The following is a 19,833-nucleotide window of genomic DNA, read 5'->3' on the forward strand; positions in this document are numbered from 1 at the left end:
CTTAAGGAGAAACAAATGACACAAGAAGTAATAAATAATGCTTTGCAAGCTTTATATCTAGGAGATGAACAACCCTCCCTCAAAAGAAAGGAATCTCCGGGAAATATGCAAGGTCGCCGAGTAGCTACTATCTGCTTTGGCAGCCTGGCAATCATAGCTTCTACCGCAGCCGCTGTAGCAGCCTTCATTTTTGCTTCTCCTATGATTGCAGGAGCCTGTGCTACTACTGCGTTAACAGGAACGTTTATCTCTACTATTCTAGCCAGCAGTCTTAAAGTTCCTTTTTCATTAATTAACCTAGTGAAGAGGCTGACAGAAAAAGTTAAAACTTTGTTTCAAGCTAATAATGCTTTAAATCAACAGATAGAAAAATTAAGAAATCAACCTATTAATCATGAAGATGAAGTTGCTAAACAAAAAATAGCTCAACTTAATCAACAAATAGAGGCACTAAAAGTAGAAATCCGAACTAGCTACGAAGAAACTTACCACTCGAAAGAAACACTCCAACATGCACGAGAAACTATAGCTAAAGCTGAAGAGCAAATAGGTGAGCTTACTCAACAGATTAATGAATTAAATACTAGGGTGGGCATTAAAATTGAAGAGACTCAAGCCCTCCAACAACAACTTGAAGAAACAAAGAAAATAGTTGCTGACAAAGAAAATGAAATACAGGAAGTAAAAAATTCTTCAAATTCCGAGTCTAACATCAAGGTCGCGCACACTGCACTGAATGAACTTCATACAACTCAGATAGCCAAAGCAGAAATAGAAAAAAAGCTTTCGGAAACGCAGAAAGAGATAGAAAAAATGAAGAAGAAGCTCACTAAAGTCGACTATGAGAAGAGGGCTGTTGAAGTTAGGTTAAAAGAGACAAGATCAAAACTTGATATTGCACAGGACAGCTTAGCCAAAAAAGAACAAGAGATTGGGCTTTTAAGAAAAAATTTAGATAATACTATGGAATTGTCAAAACATCAAGTGGAAGAAATTAAAGACTTAAAAGCTAGGCAAGAAAGATTAGAAAAAAGATTAAGCGAGAGCCCCTCAAGCGATGAAAATGTTCCATCTACCCTTACTTCTTCCGCCAGTGCTGCAGAACATCTAAGTGCTGATACCTCAATTGAGAACCCAGTCCATGCTGCCAAGATTGAAAAACTAACTGAGGAGCTCCAGGCATTAAAAGCTGCTATTCAAGATAAAGAACGTGAGGCTGAAGAGATTAGGAGTAAAGCTAAAGCCTATGTTCATGAAGTTAAAGAAGGTACAAAAGATTTCATAGATAAACTGCGCAATAAAATCTACAGCCTGATGGAAAGAAATTCAAGCAAAGAAGAAATCTTAGTAGCGATCGATAAGATGGTAAATGCAATAAAATAGGCCGAACGAAAATAGAACCCATCTTTTTAAGCATTTAAAGCTCTGTCCTAGGCAAAAGACAATAAAATTTTAAATAGTTAATTCCTACGAAACAGATTTTTATTCCCTAACAGTTTCTTATATCCTTAAAAAGCATTTTTAAATAAAGGAAAAGCAAAAATGTCAAGCCTTACACCTAATAGCCAGGTTTCGCAGAATGATTCTGCGGCTATTCCATTAGCCGCTTCCCCTCACCAGCCTTCAAATCTTAAGAAAAATTTTTATTCCTTTACAGTAAAAACGATAGTGTTTGGAGCGACTGCAGCTACTGTTTTACTAGCCATTAAATGCATTAAGCAGGAGCAGATCACCTTGATCGACCCTAGAATTTTAAATAACTTCGAATCAAAATTTATAGCCATTTCCTCTGAAAAAATTATAGCAACAGCAGTAGGGGCATGTGCTTTATTGGCATTAGAAGTTTATAAAAAAAACAAGATGGTCGAGCAGTTAGCTGTTAGAAACCTAGAATTGCAAGAAGAAGTTAACATTTTGACTACGACTCTGCAAGAAAAGGCAACTGAAATTCAGCAATTAAATCAATCTCTAGCCATTCCCTCGGTAAGTAGCGAAGTGGAGCCTACACTTATTCCCCCTTCCTTAATAGAAAGTACGCCTTGGATAAGAACGGATACCTGTTATGAAGTATTGGCTACCCCTCCAAAAAAACCTCCACTTATTCCTCCTACCCCTGCCACCCATGCAGCTCGAATTCTAAGAGTATTATATAATGATGAGCTGAATGTGGAGAATAACGAACAAACTTTACCGGAAGAAGTAGAGGATGAAATTTCATCGACCCCTTTTTCTTCTCCTCACTCCACTCCCCCTACTCCTTCTAAAGATGCTGCTCGACATCTAAGAAAAATATTTAGCGAAGAGCCTAATTTTTAGGATCTAGAGCAAATTTTTTTAACCTTTCTAGATAAACTTCTTGTCTAAGTTGTTACCCCTCTTTTGTGTATCTTACCAAGAGGGGTTTTTATTGATATTTTTCTCCCTTGAAAGAGCATTTTCTAAAATTTAGCAATTAAAAACATTAACTGCTAAAAATTGCTTGATCGCAAATACCTGATAAATTATCATAAGTTCACAAAGGAAGGAGCACATCTTGAAAGCGTTAAAACTTATTACCGTAAAAAAATCGGCTAAACATAACCGTGAGCGGCAAGTTTTAATGGGGCTGATTGAATTATACCTTAAAACGGGTAAACCTATCGGCTCTCATACCCTTAAAGAATTTCGCTTTGAAGAGTTAAGCTCGGCTACCATTCGTAACTATTTTTCGAATTTAGAAAAAGAGGGTTATCTTTCTCAACAGCATTCTTCCGGTGGACGTATTCCTACAACTCAAGCATTCCGTCTATACGCCCAGGAACATTCTACCACACAGCAGACTTCAGAAGCTTACCAACATGAACTTCAAAAACTTCGAGATAAAGAAACTCACGAACTAGCTTCTTACCTACAAGAAGCTGCTGAAACATTAAGCCACCTAGCAGAATGTGCCGTCTTTTTATCTGCCCCTCGTTTTGACCAAGATTATATCAATCAAATAAAAATTGTGGAGATCGATCATACACGTTGTTTATGTATCATTCTTACTAGCATTGGCCTGATACAAACGGAAATCATGCCTCTTGATAAGCGAATGAGCACCTTCTCCTTAAAACGAATGGAAAGATACTTTCAATGGCGACTCAACCGTATCCATCAATCCCCTAGCTCGATAGACATCAACACACCAGATAATCTTACTGAAGAAGAAAAAAACTTAGCTCAATTATTTTATAATGAAATTATGGTGCGCTACATCGTTAGTTATTCTAACTTTACTGATGAAGATATCTATCGTACCGGTTTCTCAAAATTGCTAGCTTACCCCGAGATGCAAGACGTCTCAAAGCTTACCCACTGTCTCTCTTTGTTTGAAAACGTTCCTTCTATGCGCTTATTGCTAAAAGAATGCAGCAAAAAAGAGACCTTAAAGTTTTGGATAGGTGAGGATCTTGATTTTCTTTCTGTGGGTCCGCAAGAATGTTCTGTAGTTACAGTTCCTTATTATGCCAATAAACAGTGTGTGGGAGCCATAGGATTGCTAGGCCCTATACGCTTGCCCTATCGGCATCTATTTGGCTTATTGCATAACTTTTCAGAAAACATTAGCGAAGCTATTACCCGAAGTATTTACAAATTTAAAATTACATTTCGTCAACCACAGCGAGGGACGATCAGTACCCAACCGGATAAGCCATGCTTTTTGGGTGAATCTTCCCTCATGCTTATTGAACACAATGGTACGTAAAAGAGGAGCAAAACATGACTATTGAAGATATACCTGATAAAGATGAATCTACTCAATCTTTAGAAAAGCAAGCGGCTTTAGAAAAGGAATCAAAGCCTAAAAGAGAGCCAAAAACAGTACATATTAGTGATCTTGAACTCGAGCATCTCAAAAGAGAGATAAACGAATATAAAGACAAATATTTGCGCTCGATTGCTGAAGCAGAAAATTTAAGAAAACGTTTAAATAAAGAACGACAAGAAATGATGCAGATGGCTATTCAAAGCGTGATAGTAGATTTTCTTACTCCTCTTGATCATATGGAAAAGGCTTTGTCTTTTACAGATCAAATGTCTGAAGAGGTAAATAACTGGGCCACTGGATTTAAAATGATACTTAATCAATTTAAAGAAGCTCTTACAAATAATGATGTGCATGCTTTTAAATCGGTAGGCATGCCCTTTGATCCTCATCACCATGAAGCAGTAGAAATGATAGAAACTACAGAATTTCCTGAAGGCACTGTCGTCGAGGAAAATACTAAAGGCTATAAAATGGGTAGCAAAATTATTCGACCTGCTCGAGTAAAAGTTGCCAAAAAATCAAGTTCTGAACCGCATGTAGAGGAAAATTTATCTTCCTCTACAAATGAATGAGTGAAAGTAAACGTTGAATTTAGTACAGAAAACGCTTAAGTGAGTGTTGCCTTTTCTGAAAGCAAAGCTATAACACTTACATAAGGCTTTAAGCCAAATAAACCATCACATAGCAAATTACAAATAAGGAGTTTTAAAGATGACTCAAAAAAAATCAAAAATTATAGGCATTGACTTAGGAACTACAAATTCCTGCGTAGCAGTGATGGAAGGTGGAGCTCCTAAAGTCATTGCTAATGCTGAAGGTACAAGAACCACTCCCTCTATTGTAGCTTATAAAGGCAATGAGCGCCTTGTAGGTATTCCTGCAAAGCGTCAGGCTATTACTAATCCGGAAAATACTATTTCATCTTCAAAACGCTTCATTGGCCGTAAATACGATGAAGTGGTGTCGGAGATTAAAACAGTACCCTATAAAGTTACTAAAAATGCCAATGGAGATGCAGTCTTTGAAGTATTAGGTAATAAGATCGTTAGTCCCGAAGAAGTGGGTGCACAAATCTTAATTAAGATGAAAGAGACAGCAGAAGCATATTTGGGAGAAAAAGTGACCGAGGCTGTGATTACAGTTCCTGCTTACTTTAACGATTCTCAACGCCAATCCACGAAAGATGCAGGTCGTATTGCTGGTTTAGATGTTAAACGTATCATCCCTGAACCTACCGCCGCGGCATTAGCTTATGGTTTAGATAAAGAAAAGAGTGATAAGAAAATCGCGGTATTTGACTTAGGAGGAGGCACTTTTGATATTTCTATCTTAGAAATAGGAGATGGTGTGTTCGAAGTGTTAGCCACGAATGGTGACACTCACTTGGGTGGAGACGATTTTGACAACGAAATTCTTAAATGGATTCTTGATAGCTTTAAACAAGAAAATGGCATCGATCTGCATAATGATAAGATGGCTTTGCAGCGCTTACGTGATGCAGCCGAGAAGGCGAAGATTGAACTCTCTGGTACACAATCTACAGAGATTAATCAACCCTTCATCACCATGGATGCTACCGGGCCTAAACACTTGTCTTTAACCCTAACTCGCTCAAAGCTAGAAAGCTTAGCTCATAACCTAATCGAGCGTACTAAAGAACCTTGCCTAAAAGCCTTGAAAGATGCTGGCTTAAAAAAAGAGGACATTAACGAAATTATTCTCGTAGGTGGAATGACTCGTATGCCTGCTGTGCAAGAGGTTGTAAAAGACATTTTTGGTAAAGAAGGAAATAAAGGTGTTAACCCCGATGAAGTGGTAGCTGTAGGTGCAGCGATCCAGGGTGGAGTTTTAACAGGCGAGGTAAAAGATGTACTTTTACTCGACGTTACACCTCTAACGCTTGGTATCGAAACAATGGGCGGCGTAATGACTCCTCTTGTAGAGCGTAACACTACCATTCCTACTCAAAAGAAACAGGTTTTCTCTACCGCTGCTGACAATCAACCTGCCGTAACGATCCGTGTTCTGCAAGGTGAACGTAAGATGGCCAATGATAACCGAGAAATAGGACGGTTTGACTTGAGCGATATTCCACCAGCTCCTCGAGGTATCCCACAGATCGAAGTAGCTTTTGATATCGATGCGGATGGTATTTTGCATGTTTCTGCAAAAGACATATCGAGTGGCAAAGAACAAAAAATTCGTATTGAAGCTCAATCAGGGCTACGTGAAGATGACATCCAACGTATGCTTAAAGATGCTGAACTTCATGCCGAAGAAGATAAAAAGCGCAAGGAAGAAGTCGAAATTCGCAATGAAGCGGATTCCCTCTCATTCCGTGCGGCAAAATCAATTGAAGAGTATAAAGAAAAGCTACCTAAAGATCTTGTCGATACGATCCAAAGCAAAATCGAGGCTATTAAAAAAGCTTTAGAAGGCATGGATATCGAACGTATAAAAACAGCTAAACAGGAATTGGAGACCCAAATGCAACATATTGGGGAAGCCATAGCAAAGGCAGGGGCTGCAGGTCCGCACGCAGGAGGCCCTGATGCTTCCTATGGGCAGTCTACAGGTGGCCCAGGAGCTGACTTTGGTGCTGAGCAGCAAGAGTCTCAGAAGCAAGGCAATGGAGAAGAGACGATAGAGGAAGCAGACGTAGAAATTATTGATGACAATAAAAAATAAGATGTCAGCATTTCAGAAGACAGCGAAAAAAACGCTGTCTTCTTTTTCTTTATTGCGGCCTACTTTTCCTTCCCTTAGCAATTATTTATGATGAGGAGTACTGGCCTCACATCTCCAATCTTTTACTCTTAATTTTATTTCAACAGAATAAAACGGGTTTGCTAGAACTTAAACTAGTGAAGTTGTAGATAACGCTTACCAACCTCACAAGCCCTGCATTCAACCTACTCGCACAGCCAAACAAAAGTTAATGAGTTAGTTTACATTTTAGGATACGATTTAAAGCGGCCTTAGATGGCTTTCTTATCCAATAACTCGCGTTAACAAGTAGCGAATTATCAAATTAGGGCACAGGTAATAAAATCTCTTCTGCCTCTCCTAAACCTGCATGAAATTTAGAAAAAAGCTCTTCATTTTCGAGGTATGTGTAAGTTTTTGATTGCTGCCTTGCAAATCGCTGTTTTCTTGGAGAATTTTACAAAAAGCAGGATTTTTATCTAAGCACTCCTTAATGCATGTTTTCATACTTTCGAAGTCATTCGCTCGTTGCATCTCTTACTTCCAAGCTTCCATTAATTCATTAGCCGGACGATCGGCCAAATGATAAGACATACTTAGTTCTTATTGGATTTTAAGAAGAAAGCAATTTTTTATTAATAACACCACTTGGTAGATGATAGAAGATTTTACATTAATCTTATATTTCTTAAAAAAATTTATTAAACCTACTAAACATAAATTAATAAATAGCAATTTATATAAAAAGAATGCCTATATAAAATAAAAAAGATATCATTACCTCATATTTTCTACTCTTTTCTAATCCGATTTTTCGTAAGCGGTTACGGGGGTAGGCCTGCTTAATTTTTTGACGATAAGGAGCCAATATAAAGCAGAAAGTGCATTAAATACGAAAAAAAACTATTCGCAAGTACATTTGATTTTGCAGATGCCGGCAAAATCCCATCTAAATCTGGTCCCCCTTTGACCGCTCATGATTATTCTTGAGTTGGCAATGGATCGATGGCTGCAATTGCAGCCCCTTGGTTTTCTACCCGTTTATGGAAAAGTAGGATCCTATTTCCCGAGTAAGCAGCTTCATATTCATAGCCTTCGGCTAGCATTTGCTCTGAAATTAAAATTTGAAAGGAATCCACATTCCATACTTCCATCATCGCCGGCAAATCTTGGGCAAGCTTTGCTAGCACCTTTTGTTGCTTGATCTGATAATTGCTTACGGGTTTGGTAGGAAGGCTTATAAATCCAGCTACACTTGCTTCTGTGGAGGGTAAGCTTAATGCTTGAGTCTCTTTCTTTTCTTCAACTTCGCTAGAGGATTGACCTTTAGATAAAAGAGTTCGACCGATAGAAAAAAGTGAAGACTGAATATTTCCCCAAAAGGAGGGCTTGCCATTATAAAGCTTTCTTTCTATTTTTCTTTGTTCATCATTTTTAACAAGATCAATGCACGTAAACATCCTATTAAAATCATTCTCCTCTCCTAGCTCATGCTCCCTAAACATACAACAAAAACCAAAGAAAGCCCCTTCTGTTATATAGGATGAGAACCAACGTGATAGTTCTAAGTGGGAGACATTAGGATTCTCAAATGTTCCATAAGCAGTGGTGTAAATCTTTTCTGCGGGACGACGTGACATACCTTTCATCATCTCTATATCCGATCAGAGTAGAATGCTTTCTCCCAAGGGCATATCTTTATACATCTGCTTAAGAACCTTCTCCTGGTCTTCTATCTGCTGACTCTCTACCACCTGATCTTTGTCAGTTAAAACTTTACCTAAAATCTTTATTTTAGCTACTTCTTCTTCTACCTCTGAAACTAATAAGGAATATTGTTTGCTTCTAGAAGGTTTCATTAGCTTTCTAGAGGCCTCGTAAATGTTAGCAATATTCTCAACAGATCGTCTGAGTAAAACCCGTAGTTCTTGCGGTTCCTTGCTAGTGTATATCTCTCTAGATCGCTTATCTTGCAAGCTGTACTGGCCATGATCGAGCAATCCCAATATAGATGTCTGATGGGGAGGTGAACTAGTGCTAGCTAGGTGAGAAACCGCAAGAGTGTTAGCTATAGCATGGCCAGAAGGTGAAGTACCAGCTTTATGCTTGGTTGGTCTACCATCTTTTAAAAGCTTTTCTTGGATAAAAACAATAATTCTTTCGAGGATCGCTGCCAAAGCGCCTGCAAAAGGAATACTTTCTATACAGGCAATCAAACGATGGCCTAAGCAATGCTTAGCTTTGGCATAGTTAGAGAGCTGCCAATGCCGACTAGCGTAAGGAGCTCCTGATAAGCCTGTAATTAAAGATAATCCTATATCTTGATAAGATAAATCATATTTTCTCGGATGATTGGTCAAATGATAAGGCATACCTAAACCCTGGTGAATTTTTATAGGGAAAGCAACTTCTTATTAACAACACAAATTAGTATAAAGCTAATAAATTATATTAATCTTCTTCCCTCAAATTTAAAATAGAAAACACTCTGTTTATTATCAAACTATCATTCTGCTCGTTTCTCATCTAGTAATTAAACACCTGCATTTTATATAAAAATGCAGGCAGGAAACGAGTATGTACGATTAATAGCTCTTTGCTAATTCGATTTTCCTTGAGTTGCTAATGGATCCATGGCTGAGCTTGCAGCCTCTTGGTCTTCTACCCGTTTATGGAAAAGCAAAATTCTGTCGCCCGAATAAGCACCTTCATATTCATAGCCTTCAGCTAGCATTTGTTCCGAAGTTAAAATTTGAAAGGAATCCACATTCCATACTTCCATCATTGCCGGCAAATCTTGTGCAAGCTTTGCTAGTACCTTTTGCTGCTTGATCTGATAATTGCTTACGGGTTTGGTAGGAAGGCTTATAAATCCAGCTACACTTGCTTCTGTGGAGGGTAAGCTTAATGCTCGAGTCACTTTTTTTTCTTCAACTTTGCTAGAGGATTGATCTTTAGATAAAAGAGTTCGACCGATAGAAAAAAGTGAAGACTGAATATTTTCCCAAAAGGAGGGCTTGCCATTATAAAGCTTTCTTTCTATTTTTCTTTGTTCATCATTTTTAACCAGATTAATGCACGTAAACATCCTATTAAAATCTTTCTCCTCTCCTAGCTCATGCTCCCTAAACATACAACAAAAACCAAAGAAAGCCCCTTCTGTTATATAGGATGAAAACCAGCGTGATAATTCTAAGCGCGATACATTAGGATTTTCAAATGTTCCATAAGAAGTGATATAAGTTTTTTCTGCGGGACGACGTGACAAACTTTTCATCATCTCTATATCCGATCGGAGTAGAATGCTTTCTCCCAGGGGCATATCTTTATACATCTGCTTGAGTACCTTCTCCTGATCTTCTATCTGCTTGCTCTCTACCACCTGATCTTTTTCAGTTAAAACTTTACCGAGGATTTTTATTTTAGCTACCTCTTCTTCTACCTCTGAGACCAACAAAGAATATTGTTTGCTTCTAGAAGGTTTCATTAGCTTTCTAGAGGCCTCGTAAATGTTAGCAATATTCTCAACAGATCGTTTGAGTAAAACTTGTAGTTCTTGCGGTTCTTTGCGCTCGTACGTCTCTCTAGATCGCTTATCTTGCAAGCTGTACTGGCCATTATCAAGTAATCCCAATATAGATATCTGATGGGGAGAAGAACTAGTGCTAGCTAGGTGAGAAACCGCAAGAGTGTTAGCTATAGTATGGCAAGAAGGTGAAGTACCAGCTTTATGCTTGGTTGGTCTACCATCTTTTAAAAGCTTCTCTTGGATAAAAACAATAATTCTTTCGAGGATCGCTGCCAAAGCACCTGCAAGAGGAATACTTTCTATACAGGCAATCAAACGATGGCCTAAGCAGTGCTTAGCTTTGGCATGGTTAGAGAGCTGCCAATGCCGGCTAGCGTAAGGAGCTCCTGATAAGCCTGTAATTAAAGATAACCCTATATCTTGATAAGATAAATCATATTTTCTAGGATGATCGGTTAAATGATAAGACATACCTAAACCCTGGTGAATTTTTATAGGGAAAGCAACTTTCTATTAATAACGCCAGTTAATAAATGGCAGAAAATTTTAAATTAATATTCTATTTCTTAAAGGTAAATTAAAAAGCATTTTATCACCTATCAATATATCATTTTACTTAATTCTCCTATATCAATTCATATATCAACTATTAATTAACGGTCAGCATTTTATATAAAAATACAGGGATGAAATAAGAGGATATCATTAATCTATGTTTTCTACTCTTTGTTAATCAAATTTTTCTTGAGGTGGCAAAGGGGCGATGGCTGCCATCCCAGCCCCTTGGTTTTCTACCCTTTTATGGAAAAGTAAAATTCTGTCTCCTGAATAAGCACCTTCATATTCATAGCCTTCGGCTAGCATTTGCTCGGAAGTTAAAATTTGAAAGGAATCCACATTCCATACTTCCATCATCGCCGGCAAATCTTGTGCAAGCTTTGCTAGTACCTTTTGCTGCTTGATCTGATAATTGCTTACGGGCTTGGTAGGAAGGCTTATAAATCCAGCTACACTTGCTTCTGTGGAGGGCAAACTTAATGCTTGAATCTCTTCTTTTTCTTCAGCTTCATCCGAGGATTGATCTTTAGATAAAAGAGTTCGACCGATAGAAAAAAGCGAAGATTGAATATTTTTCCAAAAGGAGGGCGTGCCATTATAAAGCTTCCTTTCTATTTTTCTTTGTTCTTCCTTCTTATCCAAGCCAATGCAAGTAAACATTCTATTAAAGTTTTTCTCTTTTACTATATCATGCTCTCTGTACATACAGCTAAAGCATTCGTAGTTTCCCTCATATATGTAGGGTGAAAACCAACGCGATAATTCCACAGAAGAAACATTAGGATTTTCAAATGTTCCATAAGAAGTGATATAAGTTTTTTCTGCGGGACGACGTGACAAACTTTTCATTCTTTCTATATCCGATCGGAGTAGAATGCTTTCTCCCAGGGGCATATCTTTATACATCTGCTTGAGTACCTTCTCCTGGTCTTCTATCTGCTTACTCTCTACCAGCTGATCTTTGTCAGTTAAAACTTTACCTAGGATTTTTATTTTAGCTACTTCTTCTTCTACCTCTGAGACTAATAGAGAATATTGTTTACTTTTAGAAGGTTTTATTAATTTTTTAGAAGCCTCATAAGTGCTAGCAATATTCTCGACAGATTGTTTGAGTAAGACCCGTAGTTCTTGCGGTTCCTTGCTAGTGTATATCTCTCTAGATTGCTTGTCTTGCAAGCTGTACTGGCCATTATCAAGTAATCCCAATATAGATGTCTGATGGGGAGGTGAACTAGTGCTAGCTAGGTGAGAAACAGCAAGAGTGTTAGCTATAGCATGGCAAGAAGATGAAGTACCAGCTTTATGATTGGTTAGCCTACCATCTTTTAAAAGCTTTTCTTGTATAAAAACAATAATTCTTTCGACGATAGCTGCCAAAGCACCTGCAAAAGGAATACTTTCTATACAGGCAATCAAACGATGGCCTAAGCAATGCTTAGCTTTGACATAGTTAGAGAGCTGCCAATGTCGACTAGCGTAAGGAGCTCCTGATAAGCCTGTTATTAAAGATAACCCTATATCTTGGTAAGATAAACTATATTTTCTAGGATGATCGGTTAAATAATAAGACATACCTAAACCCTGGTGAATTTTTAAGAGGAAAGCAACCACTTATTAACAATACAAATTAGTATAAAGCCAAAAAAAATCATATTAATCTTGTTTTGCTTAAAGGTAATTTAAAAAGCACTTTATCAACTACCAATCTATCATTTTGCTCACTTCTTATATACTAGTTAACAACCTGCATTTTATATAAAATGCAGATGTAAAATAAGGAGATATTATTAACTTATATTTTCTACTCTTTGCTAATCTGATTTCACTGGAGGGGGCAAAGGATTGATGGCTGCAATTGCAACTTCTTGGTTTTCTACTCGTTTATGGAAAAGTAAAATTCTATCACCCGAATAAGCACCTTCATATTCATAGCCTTCGGCTAGCATTTGCTCGGAAGTTAAAATTTGAAAGGAGTCCACATTCCATACTTCCATCATCGCCGGCAAATCTTGTGCAAGCTTTGCTAGTACCTTTTGCTGCTTGATCTGATAATTGCTTACGTGTCTGGTAGGAAGGCTTATAAATCCCGCCGCACTTGCTTCTGTGGAGGGTAAGCTTAATGCTGGAGTCTCTTTTTTTTCTTCAACTTCGCCAGAGGATTGATCCTTAGATAAAAGAGTTCGACCGATAGAAAAAAGCGAAGATTGAATATTATTCCACAAGGAAGGAGTGCCATTATAAAGCTTTCTTTCTATTTTTCTTTGTTCTTCCTTCTTATCCAAGCCAATGCAAGTAAACATTTTATTATAACCTTTTCTTTCCGCTAAACCATGCAACCTATACATACAACTAAAGCATTCGTAGCTTCCCTCATATATATAGGGTGAAAACCAACGTGATAATTCTAAATGGGAGGCATTAGGATTTTCAAATGTTCCACAAGAAGTAGTGTAAATCTTTTCTGCGGGACGACGTGACATACCTTTCATCATCTCTATATCCCATCGAAGTAGAACGCTTTCTCCCAAAGGCATATCTTTATACATCTGCTTAAGAACCTTCTCTTGGTCTTCTATCTGCTTACTCTCTACCAGCTGATCTTTTTCAGTTAAAACTTTACCTAGGATTTTTATTTTAGCTACCTCTTCTTCTACCTCTGAGACCAACAAAGAATATTGTTTGCTTCTAGAAGGTTTCATTAGCTTTCTAGAAGCCTCATAAGTGCTAGCAATATTCTCGACAGATTGGTTGAGTAAGACCCGTAGTTCTTGCGGTTCTTTGCGATCGTACGTCTCTCTAGATCGCTTATCTTGCAAGCTGTACTGGCCATGATCGAGCAATCCCAATATAGATGTCTGATAGGGAGGAGAACTAGTGCTAGCTAGGTGAGAAACAGCAAGAGTGTTAGCTATAGTATGGCAAGAAGGTGAAGTACCAGCTTTATGCTTGGTTAGTCTACCATCTTTTAAAAGATTTTCTTGGATAAAAACAATAATTCTTTCGACGATAGCTGCCAAAGCACCTGCAAGAGGAATACTTTCTATACAGGCAATCAAACGATGGCCTAAGCAGTGCTTAGCTTTGGCATGGTTAGAGAGCTGCCAATGTCGGCTAGCATAAGGAGCTCCTGATAAGCCTGTAATTAAAGATAATCCTATATCTTGGTAAGATAAACTATATTTTCTAGGATGATCTGTTAAATGATAAGACATACCTAAACCCTAGTGAATTTTTAAGAGGAAAGCAATCACTTATTAACAATACAAATTAGTATAAAGCCAAAAAAATTATATTAACCTTGTTTTTCTTAAAGGTAAGTTAAAAAGCACTTTATCAACTACCAATCTATCATTTTGCTCACTTCTTATATACTAGTTAACAACCTGCATTTTATATAAAAATGCAGGTGTAAAATAAGGAGATATTATTAACTTATATTTTCTATTCTTTGCTAATCCGATTTCTCTGGAGAGGGAAAAGGATTGATGGCTGCAATTGCAGTCCCTTGGTTTTCTACCTGTTTATGGAAAAGCAAAATTCTGTCTCCCGAATAAGCACCTTCATATTCATAGCCTTCGGCTAGCATTTGCTCGGAAGTTAAAATTTGAAAGGAATCCACATTCCATACTTCCATCATCGCAGGCAAATCTTGTGCAAGCTTTGCTAGTACCTTTTGCTGCTTGATCTGATAATTGCTTACGGGCTTGGTAGGAAGGCTTATAAATCCAGCTACACTTGCTTCTGTGGAGGGCAAACTTAATGCTTGAATCTCTTCTTTTTCTTCAGCTTCATCCGAGGATTGATCTTTAGATAAAAGAGTTCGACCGATAGAAAAAAGCGAAGATTGAATATTTTTCCAAAAGGAGGGCGTGCCATTATAAAGCTTTCTTTCTATTTTTCTTTGGTCATCATTTTTAGTAAGATTAATGCAAGTAAACATTCTATTAAGATCTTTTTCCTCTCCTAGCTCATGCTCCCTAAACATACAACAAAAACCAAAGAAATCCCCTTCTGTTATGTAAGTTGAGAACCAACGTGATAGTTCTAAGTGAGACACATTAGGATTTTCAAATGTTCCACAAGGAGTAGTGTAAATCTTTTCTGCGGGACGACGTGACATACCTTTCATCATCTCTATATCCCACCTAAGTAGAACGCTCTCTCCTAAGGGCATATCTTTATACATCTGCTTGAGTACCTTCTCTTGGTCTTCTATCTGCTTACTCTCTACCAGCTGATCTTTATCGGTTAAAACTTTACCTAAAATTTTTATTTTAGCTATTTCTTCTTCTACCTCTGAGACCAACAAAGAATATTGTTTGCTTCTAGAAGGCTTCCTTAATTCTTTAGAAGCCTCAAAAGTACTAGCAATATTTTCGACAGATTGTTTGAGTAAGACCCGTAGTTCTTGCGGTTCCTTGCTAGTGTATATCTCCCTAGATTGCTTGTCTTGCAAGCTGTACTGGCCATTATCGAGTAATCCCAATATAGATATCTCCTGTGGAGGGGAATTAATGGCAGTTAGGTGAGAAACCGGAAGAGTGTTAGCTAAGGTAGGGTAAGATGGTAAAGTACCAGCTCTATGCTTGGTTAGCGCGCCATCTTTTACAAGCTTTTCTTGGATGAAAACAATAATTCTTTCGAGGATAGCTGCCAAAGCACCCGCAAAAGGAATACTTTCTATACAGGCAATCAAACGATGGCCTAAGCAATGCTTAGCTTTGGCATAGTTAGAGAGCTGCCAATGTCGGCTAGCATAAGGAGCTCCTGATAAGCCTGTGATTAAAGATAGTCCTATATCTTTGTAAGATAAATCATATTTTCTCGGATGATTGGTCAAATGATAAGGCATACTGGGTTCCTGCTGAATTATTAAGAGGAAAGCAACTCCTTATTAACAACACAAATTAGCATAAAGCTAATAAATTATGTTAATCTTCTTCCCTCAAATTTAAAATAGAAAACACTTGTTTATTATCAAACTATCATTCTGCTCGTTTCTCATCTATTAATTAAACACCTGCATTTTATATAAAAATGCAGGTAGGGAAACAATTATATACGATTAATTCATATTTTTAGCTCTTTGCTAATCCGATTTTCCTTGAGTTGATAATGGATCCATGGCTGCAATTGCATCCTCTTGGTTTTCTACCCGTTTATGGAAAAGCAGAATTCTATCTCCTGAATAAGCGGCTTCATATTCGTAGCCTTCAGCTAGCATTTGCTCGGAAGTTAGAATTTGAAAGGAGCTCACATTCCATACTTCCATCATCGCCGGCAAATCTTGTGCAAGCTTTGCTAGTACCTTTTGCTGCTTGATCTGATAATTGCTTGCAGGCTTGTTAGGAAGGCTTATAAATCCAGCTTCACTTGCTTCTGTGGAGGGTAAGCTTAATGCTTGAATCTCTTTTTTTTCTTCAGCTTCATCCGAGGATTGACCTTTAGATAAAAGACTTCGACCGATAGAAAAAAGGGAAGATTGAATATTTTTCCACAAGGAAGGAGTGCCATTATAAAGCTTTCTTTCTATTTTTCTTTGTTCATCATTTTTAACAAGATTAATACACGTAAACATCCTATTAAAATCTTTTTCCTCTCCTAGCTCATGCTCCCTAAACATACAACAAAAACCAAAGAAAGCCCCTTCTGTTATATAGGATGAAAACCAGCGCGATAATTCTAAGCGGGACACATTAGGATTTTCAAATGTTCCACAAGGAGTAGTGTAAATCTTTTCTGCGGGACGACGTGACATACCTTTCATCATCTCTATATCCCACCTAAGTAGAACGCTCTCTCCTAAGGGCATATCTTTATACATCTGCTTGAGTACCTTCTCTTGGTCTTCTATCTGCTTACTCTCTACCACCTGATCTTTATCGGTTAAAACTTTACCGAGGATTTTTATTTTAGCTACTTCTTCTTCTACCTCTGAGACTAATAAAGAATATTGTTTGCTTCTAGAAGGCTTGCTTAATTCTTTAGAGGCTTCGTAAATGTTAGCAATATTCTCGATAGATTGTCTAAGCAACCCCTGTAGTTCTTTTGGTTCTTTGCGATTGTATACATCTCTAGACTGGTTATCCTGAAGCTGCATTCGAGCATCCCCTAAAAGATCACCAAAAGGCGTATCCTTATTTTCAAACTCTTCTAAAGAAGCTTCTATGATACCTTGTTCGTGTAAATTTGTATTTGTTAATGTATATTGAGACGATTGGCATAATGAATTTTCTATATTGTGCATATAAAACATCTCCCTTTAATTAAAAAAGTGTACATGACGATTTAGAGGCTTGCAAAACAGTTGCAATGACGCTGAGAGCTAAAGGAGTAATTCGGTGTGCAACTACAGCAGCTGTACACGTATAGGCTATTCCTTGCCCATCTGCGAATAAGGGACCGAAACTGTGTTCTTCTGTTTCTAATGATTGATAAACAACTATGGTTTTACAGTTGACATACAAACTTTTAAGCTCTCGACTATTTTGGTTATCTTCTAAGTGCTCATCCGAGAGAATTTCTTCAATGGCGGTTTTTGCATAAGCTACATGTGCCTCATCTAAATTATATTTATTTTGAGCCATATTTAAAAATGTTAAGAAAAAGGCTTGAAATCCTTCACCTATTTTTGAAGCCGTTTGCCTTTTTAGAGTAATTTTTCTGGTTATTTCACAGTATTTATTAAGGGGCTTGCTTGTAGGATGTTCAGCTCCTTTTGCCCAATCATAGATGACTCTAGAAACTTTAATATCTGTTTTAGAAAAAGTCCCGTTCTTAGGTAAACGATTATATATATATTCTATAACTTCTGCGTCTTCGCTGTTCTTATCTCTAATAACACTTGAAGGTACTATCATGATTACTCCTGGTTAACTTAGGTTAAGATATAAAAATAAAATGTTAGTATTTTCTTTAAGTTCTCCTTGTGTTAAGCCCAATTTTAAAAAAACTTGCGCACTCTTCTAGGCGTGCATCAATAATCTTTTGGATCTTCTTGTCGCTCATCATATTTTGAGGCACAAAAGGAATATCTTCTGGCCAATGATTAGGAATCTCATGGGGGTGCTGAGCCTTCCATCGATACAATTCTGTACGTTCATAAAGTGTTTTTCCCAAGCCATGCAAGGCTCTAACAGGCCTTCGAATAGGTTTACCGGTGATAGCACATATGTATTGAGAGAAAATAGGGTCTTTATGAAAGGTACTGGGAATTTCTTCTAAATTATACCACTCAATCATGCGTAATAATAACTGCCTATACTTGGTATTTAAAATTTCAGCATTTTTATTCGCATCCTCTTCATATTTACCTTTTATTTCTACAACCACAGGCTCTTGATGGATGTGAGCTAAATATTTAAAGATAAGCTTTGTCGCCAAGAAGATTTTCTCTCTGTTAGTATAAACTCGATAGCTTGTAACTCCCATACTAAGACTAGTAGCGGCAAGGCTTCCACCTGTGTCCACCCAACTTAAAGCTTCTTTTGTTTGAGCGGATAAGGTCTCTAATTTAGAAATCTGATCGACAGTTTCGCTTACTTTAAAGATGGCTACTGCTAAAATATCTATCACAGCTATAGACAAACGCTCATTAGAACCTATTTTATGGCAAGTTATGCGTCCAACGTCTGCAAAATTAGAAGAAAGGGTTAAACCAATTTTAACCTCGTCTGCCGAAACTCCTATTTCCTTACAAAATTGATCCACTTTTTCAGGTGTGGCTAGGCGTGTGCCTTGAAAGCCGACTTCCAAGGCTCTAAAAAAAACAAAAAGAGCTTCGGCCGTTATAGATACTTTCTCCTCAGTATTTAAGCGATCTGGCTTGTGACATACACGTATAATTTCTGTGGCGGCGGGAATAATTTCTAATCCTTTTACCACTAGGCTTGCAATTTCTAGTGCGCTCATCGATTATCCTCACTTTTTAAACTTGTTGCTAATGTGCTAAGCTTTCGTTAATTTTTTCTCTTAAAAAATCTTTAACAGCATTTTCAAAAAATTCTAATCTTGCATCAATAAGCTCTTGCAAATCAAAGCGAGGAAATAATTGTTCTAGCGTTAAGGGACGTCTGGTCATAGGAGAAGTTTGATTGCTAGCCAGCCATAAAGCAATAGCATCTCTTTCATAGAATATGGGCTCTTCGCCTTGAGCGGTGGGATCTTGTACAATATTGCGTATAGGAGATAGGGTCAAAGGACAGCTATATTTACTTAAAGTAGGATCTTGGTGAAATTCAACCGGGATTAATGATAATTTTTTAAAGTTAAAGAGGTTATCTGCATCTACGATGTTTTCAGGCAATTGAGCGGCATCATTTCCTGGCAATTGATTTATATACTGAATTACCTGTTGTCCTCCCTGACCTCCCCAGGTAGCTGCCTGCCTTAAAGCCTCTTCCAAAAATTTTTGTATGATCAGATAGTAGCTGGCTTCTATGCTATATACGCTTGCTTCTGCGACATTAAAGCCAGCGCTAATTTTTTCAAATAATTGAATATTTCTTTCGCATTCTTGGCGATCAATCTTTTTATATCCGATAAGGTTAGGATGCTCAGCACTATCATATTCCCAGTGGGGACGCATGGCTTCAGAAGTTTTAGCCAATTTTTCTAAATAGATTTTTTCATTATAGATACTCAATTCGCAAATATTTCTTAATATCCCTGTACAAGGATTAATGGCTCCTCTTGTAACCAAGCGGATGATTGCTGATACTGTATATTCCTCCTCTTTTAAATCTTTTATATGTTTTGAAAACTGGATAGGCGCATCCACCATGCGAGCACCGAGTTCAATTCCTTTGATAGTTTTTAACGTATGATTAGAAAGGCCTTTTTTTTCACCCACTAAAGAAAATATATTAAGTACTAATACAGCTGTTCGAGAGACTATCGCCGCGGTTTTAAGTTTGGAGATATTTTCATCGGTAATCATTTGTGCAATATCTAGGCTAATATCAATGGTAGTAAAGATAGGTCTCATGATAGCGCACGTTTGGTTAATCGCTTGTTGAATAGAACTCATATTCCCTCCTTTCATTTTTCATAAAAAATTATAAAGAATATCAACTTTTATAAATTAATTCTCTCCCCTGTAAAATCTCCTTTTAATTTCTCCTTTAAGGAATAAACCGAAAATCTTAATTTGTAAACAACAATATCAATTCTCGCCTTATTAATACGCTATTTTTTCTCTTTCTATGTAACTCCCTTATTATAGCATGGGGGAATAAAGCATAATAATCTA

General features: G+C 37.4%; 15 protein-coding genes. 5 read left to right on the forward strand and 10 right to left on the reverse strand.

Annotation, left to right across the window (positions count from 1 at the left end):
- Positions 1–15: 15 nt before the first annotated feature.
- From TY21_RS05800 to dnaK, 5 genes are all read left to right on the forward strand, one after another.
- Positions 16–1,383 carry a hypothetical protein gene (locus TY21_RS05800; protein WP_042240433.1) on the forward strand — a complete coding sequence of 456 codons (1,368 nt, stop codon included), beginning with the start codon at positions 16–18 and terminating at the stop codon, positions 1,381–1,383.
- Positions 1,384–1,542: 159 nt separating this feature from the next.
- On the forward strand, positions 1,543–2,316 hold the full coding sequence (locus TY21_RS05805; protein ID WP_039383681.1) for a hypothetical protein: 774 nt from the start codon (positions 1,543–1,545) through the stop codon (positions 2,314–2,316).
- 217 nt (positions 2,317–2,533) lie between these two features.
- On the forward strand, positions 2,534–3,727 hold the full coding sequence (hrcA, locus tag TY21_RS05810; RefSeq protein ID WP_079979886.1) for a heat-inducible transcriptional repressor HrcA: 1,194 nt from the start codon (positions 2,534–2,536) through the stop codon (positions 3,725–3,727).
- 14 nt (positions 3,728–3,741) lie between these two features.
- The gene (locus tag TY21_RS05815) at positions 3,742–4,362 is read left to right on the forward strand and encodes a nucleotide exchange factor GrpE (protein WP_052354496.1); all 621 of its coding nucleotides are present in this window, start codon (positions 3,742–3,744) and stop codon (positions 4,360–4,362) included.
- A gap of 139 nt (positions 4,363–4,501) precedes the next feature.
- Positions 4,502–6,478 (forward strand): molecular chaperone DnaK, encoded by a 1,977-nt coding sequence (gene dnaK, locus TY21_RS05820; RefSeq protein ID WP_042240432.1) that lies wholly within the window; start codon positions 4,502–4,504, stop codon positions 6,476–6,478.
- Positions 6,479–7,476: 998 nt separating this feature from the next.
- Here the strand turns inward: dnaK and TY21_RS05825 are convergent.
- The 10 genes from TY21_RS05825 to TY21_RS05870 form a co-directional block, all read right to left on the reverse strand.
- Positions 7,477–8,136, reverse strand: a complete 660-nt coding sequence (locus TY21_RS05825; protein ID WP_130589576.1) for a hypothetical protein — start codon at positions 8,134–8,136, stop codon at positions 7,477–7,479.
- A 24-nt stretch (positions 8,137–8,160) separates the two neighbouring features.
- On the reverse strand, positions 8,161–8,868 hold the full coding sequence (locus TY21_RS05830; RefSeq protein ID WP_042240426.1) for a hypothetical protein: 708 nt from the start codon (positions 8,866–8,868) through the stop codon (positions 8,161–8,163).
- Positions 8,869–9,095: 227 nt separating this feature from the next.
- Positions 9,096–10,496: a hypothetical protein gene (locus TY21_RS05835; protein WP_042240422.1), complete on the reverse strand. Its 1,401-nt coding sequence runs from the start codon at positions 10,494–10,496 to the stop codon at positions 9,096–9,098.
- Positions 10,497–10,754: 258 nt separating this feature from the next.
- Positions 10,755–12,155, reverse strand: a complete 1,401-nt coding sequence (locus TY21_RS05840) for a hypothetical protein (protein ID WP_130589577.1) — start codon at positions 12,153–12,155, stop codon at positions 10,755–10,757.
- Between the two features lie 239 nt (positions 12,156–12,394).
- Positions 12,395–13,795 carry a hypothetical protein gene (locus TY21_RS05845; protein ID WP_130589578.1) on the reverse strand — a complete coding sequence of 467 codons (1,401 nt, stop codon included), beginning with the start codon at positions 13,793–13,795 and terminating at the stop codon, positions 12,395–12,397.
- A gap of 239 nt (positions 13,796–14,034) precedes the next feature.
- Positions 14,035–15,435, reverse strand: coding sequence for a hypothetical protein (locus TY21_RS05850; RefSeq protein ID WP_130589579.1), 1,401 nt, complete (start codon positions 15,433–15,435; stop codon positions 14,035–14,037).
- 237 nt (positions 15,436–15,672) lie between these two features.
- Positions 15,673–16,830: a hypothetical protein gene (locus TY21_RS05855; protein WP_042241931.1), complete on the reverse strand. Its 1,158-nt coding sequence runs from the start codon at positions 16,828–16,830 to the stop codon at positions 15,673–15,675.
- Between the two features lie 19 nt (positions 16,831–16,849).
- Complete coding sequence (locus TY21_RS05860; protein WP_042241934.1) at positions 16,850–17,443, reverse strand: hypothetical protein; 594 nt, start codon at positions 17,441–17,443, stop codon at positions 16,850–16,852.
- Positions 17,444–17,498: 55 nt separating this feature from the next.
- Positions 17,499–18,494, reverse strand: coding sequence for a hypothetical protein (locus TY21_RS05865; RefSeq protein ID WP_042241937.1), 996 nt, complete (start codon positions 18,492–18,494; stop codon positions 17,499–17,501).
- A 28-nt stretch (positions 18,495–18,522) separates the two neighbouring features.
- Positions 18,523–19,611: a U-box domain-containing protein gene (locus TY21_RS05870; RefSeq protein WP_042241940.1), complete on the reverse strand. Its 1,089-nt coding sequence runs from the start codon at positions 19,609–19,611 to the stop codon at positions 18,523–18,525.
- Positions 19,612–19,833 lie beyond the last annotated feature (222 nt).

Source organism: Neochlamydia sp. S13 (assembly GCF_000648235.2).
Taxonomy (GTDB): domain Bacteria; phylum Chlamydiota; class Chlamydiia; order Chlamydiales; family Parachlamydiaceae; genus Neochlamydia.

What these genes read in the sequence shown, in the direction of transcription:
- TY21_RS05800 (WP_042240433.1), top strand. Translation starts at nt 16, where the DNA reads ATGACACAAGAAGTAATAAATAATGCTTTGCAAGCTTTATATCTAGGA.
- TY21_RS05805 (WP_039383681.1), top strand. Translation starts at nt 1,543, where the DNA reads ATGTCAAGCCTTACACCTAATAGCCAGGTTTCGCAGAATGATTCTGCG.
- TY21_RS05815 (WP_052354496.1), top strand. Translation starts at nt 3,742, where the DNA reads ATGACTATTGAAGATATACCTGATAAAGATGAATCTACTCAATCTTTA.
- dnaK (WP_042240432.1), top strand. Translation starts at nt 4,502, where the DNA reads ATGACTCAAAAAAAATCAAAAATTATAGGCATTGACTTAGGAACTACA.
- TY21_RS05825 (WP_130589576.1), bottom strand. Translation starts at nt 8,136, where the DNA reads ATGTCACGTCGTCCCGCAGAAAAGATTTACACCACTGCTTATGGAACA.
- TY21_RS05830 (WP_042240426.1), bottom strand. Translation starts at nt 8,868, where the DNA reads ATGCCTTATCATTTGACCAATCATCCGAGAAAATATGATTTATCTTAT.
- TY21_RS05835 (WP_042240422.1), bottom strand. Translation starts at nt 10,496, where the DNA reads ATGTCTTATCATTTAACCGATCATCCTAGAAAATATGATTTATCTTAT.
- TY21_RS05840 (WP_130589577.1), bottom strand. Translation starts at nt 12,155, where the DNA reads ATGTCTTATTATTTAACCGATCATCCTAGAAAATATAGTTTATCTTAC.
- TY21_RS05845 (WP_130589578.1), bottom strand. Translation starts at nt 13,795, where the DNA reads ATGTCTTATCATTTAACAGATCATCCTAGAAAATATAGTTTATCTTAC.
- TY21_RS05850 (WP_130589579.1), bottom strand. Translation starts at nt 15,435, where the DNA reads ATGCCTTATCATTTGACCAATCATCCGAGAAAATATGATTTATCTTAC.
- TY21_RS05855 (WP_042241931.1), bottom strand. Translation starts at nt 16,830, where the DNA reads ATGCACAATATAGAAAATTCATTATGCCAATCGTCTCAATATACATTA.
- TY21_RS05860 (WP_042241934.1), bottom strand. Translation starts at nt 17,443, where the DNA reads ATGATAGTACCTTCAAGTGTTATTAGAGATAAGAACAGCGAAGACGCA.
- TY21_RS05865 (WP_042241937.1), bottom strand. Translation starts at nt 18,494, where the DNA reads ATGAGCGCACTAGAAATTGCAAGCCTAGTGGTAAAAGGATTAGAAATT.
- TY21_RS05870 (WP_042241940.1), bottom strand. Translation starts at nt 19,611, where the DNA reads ATGAGTTCTATTCAACAAGCGATTAACCAAACGTGCGCTATCATGAGA.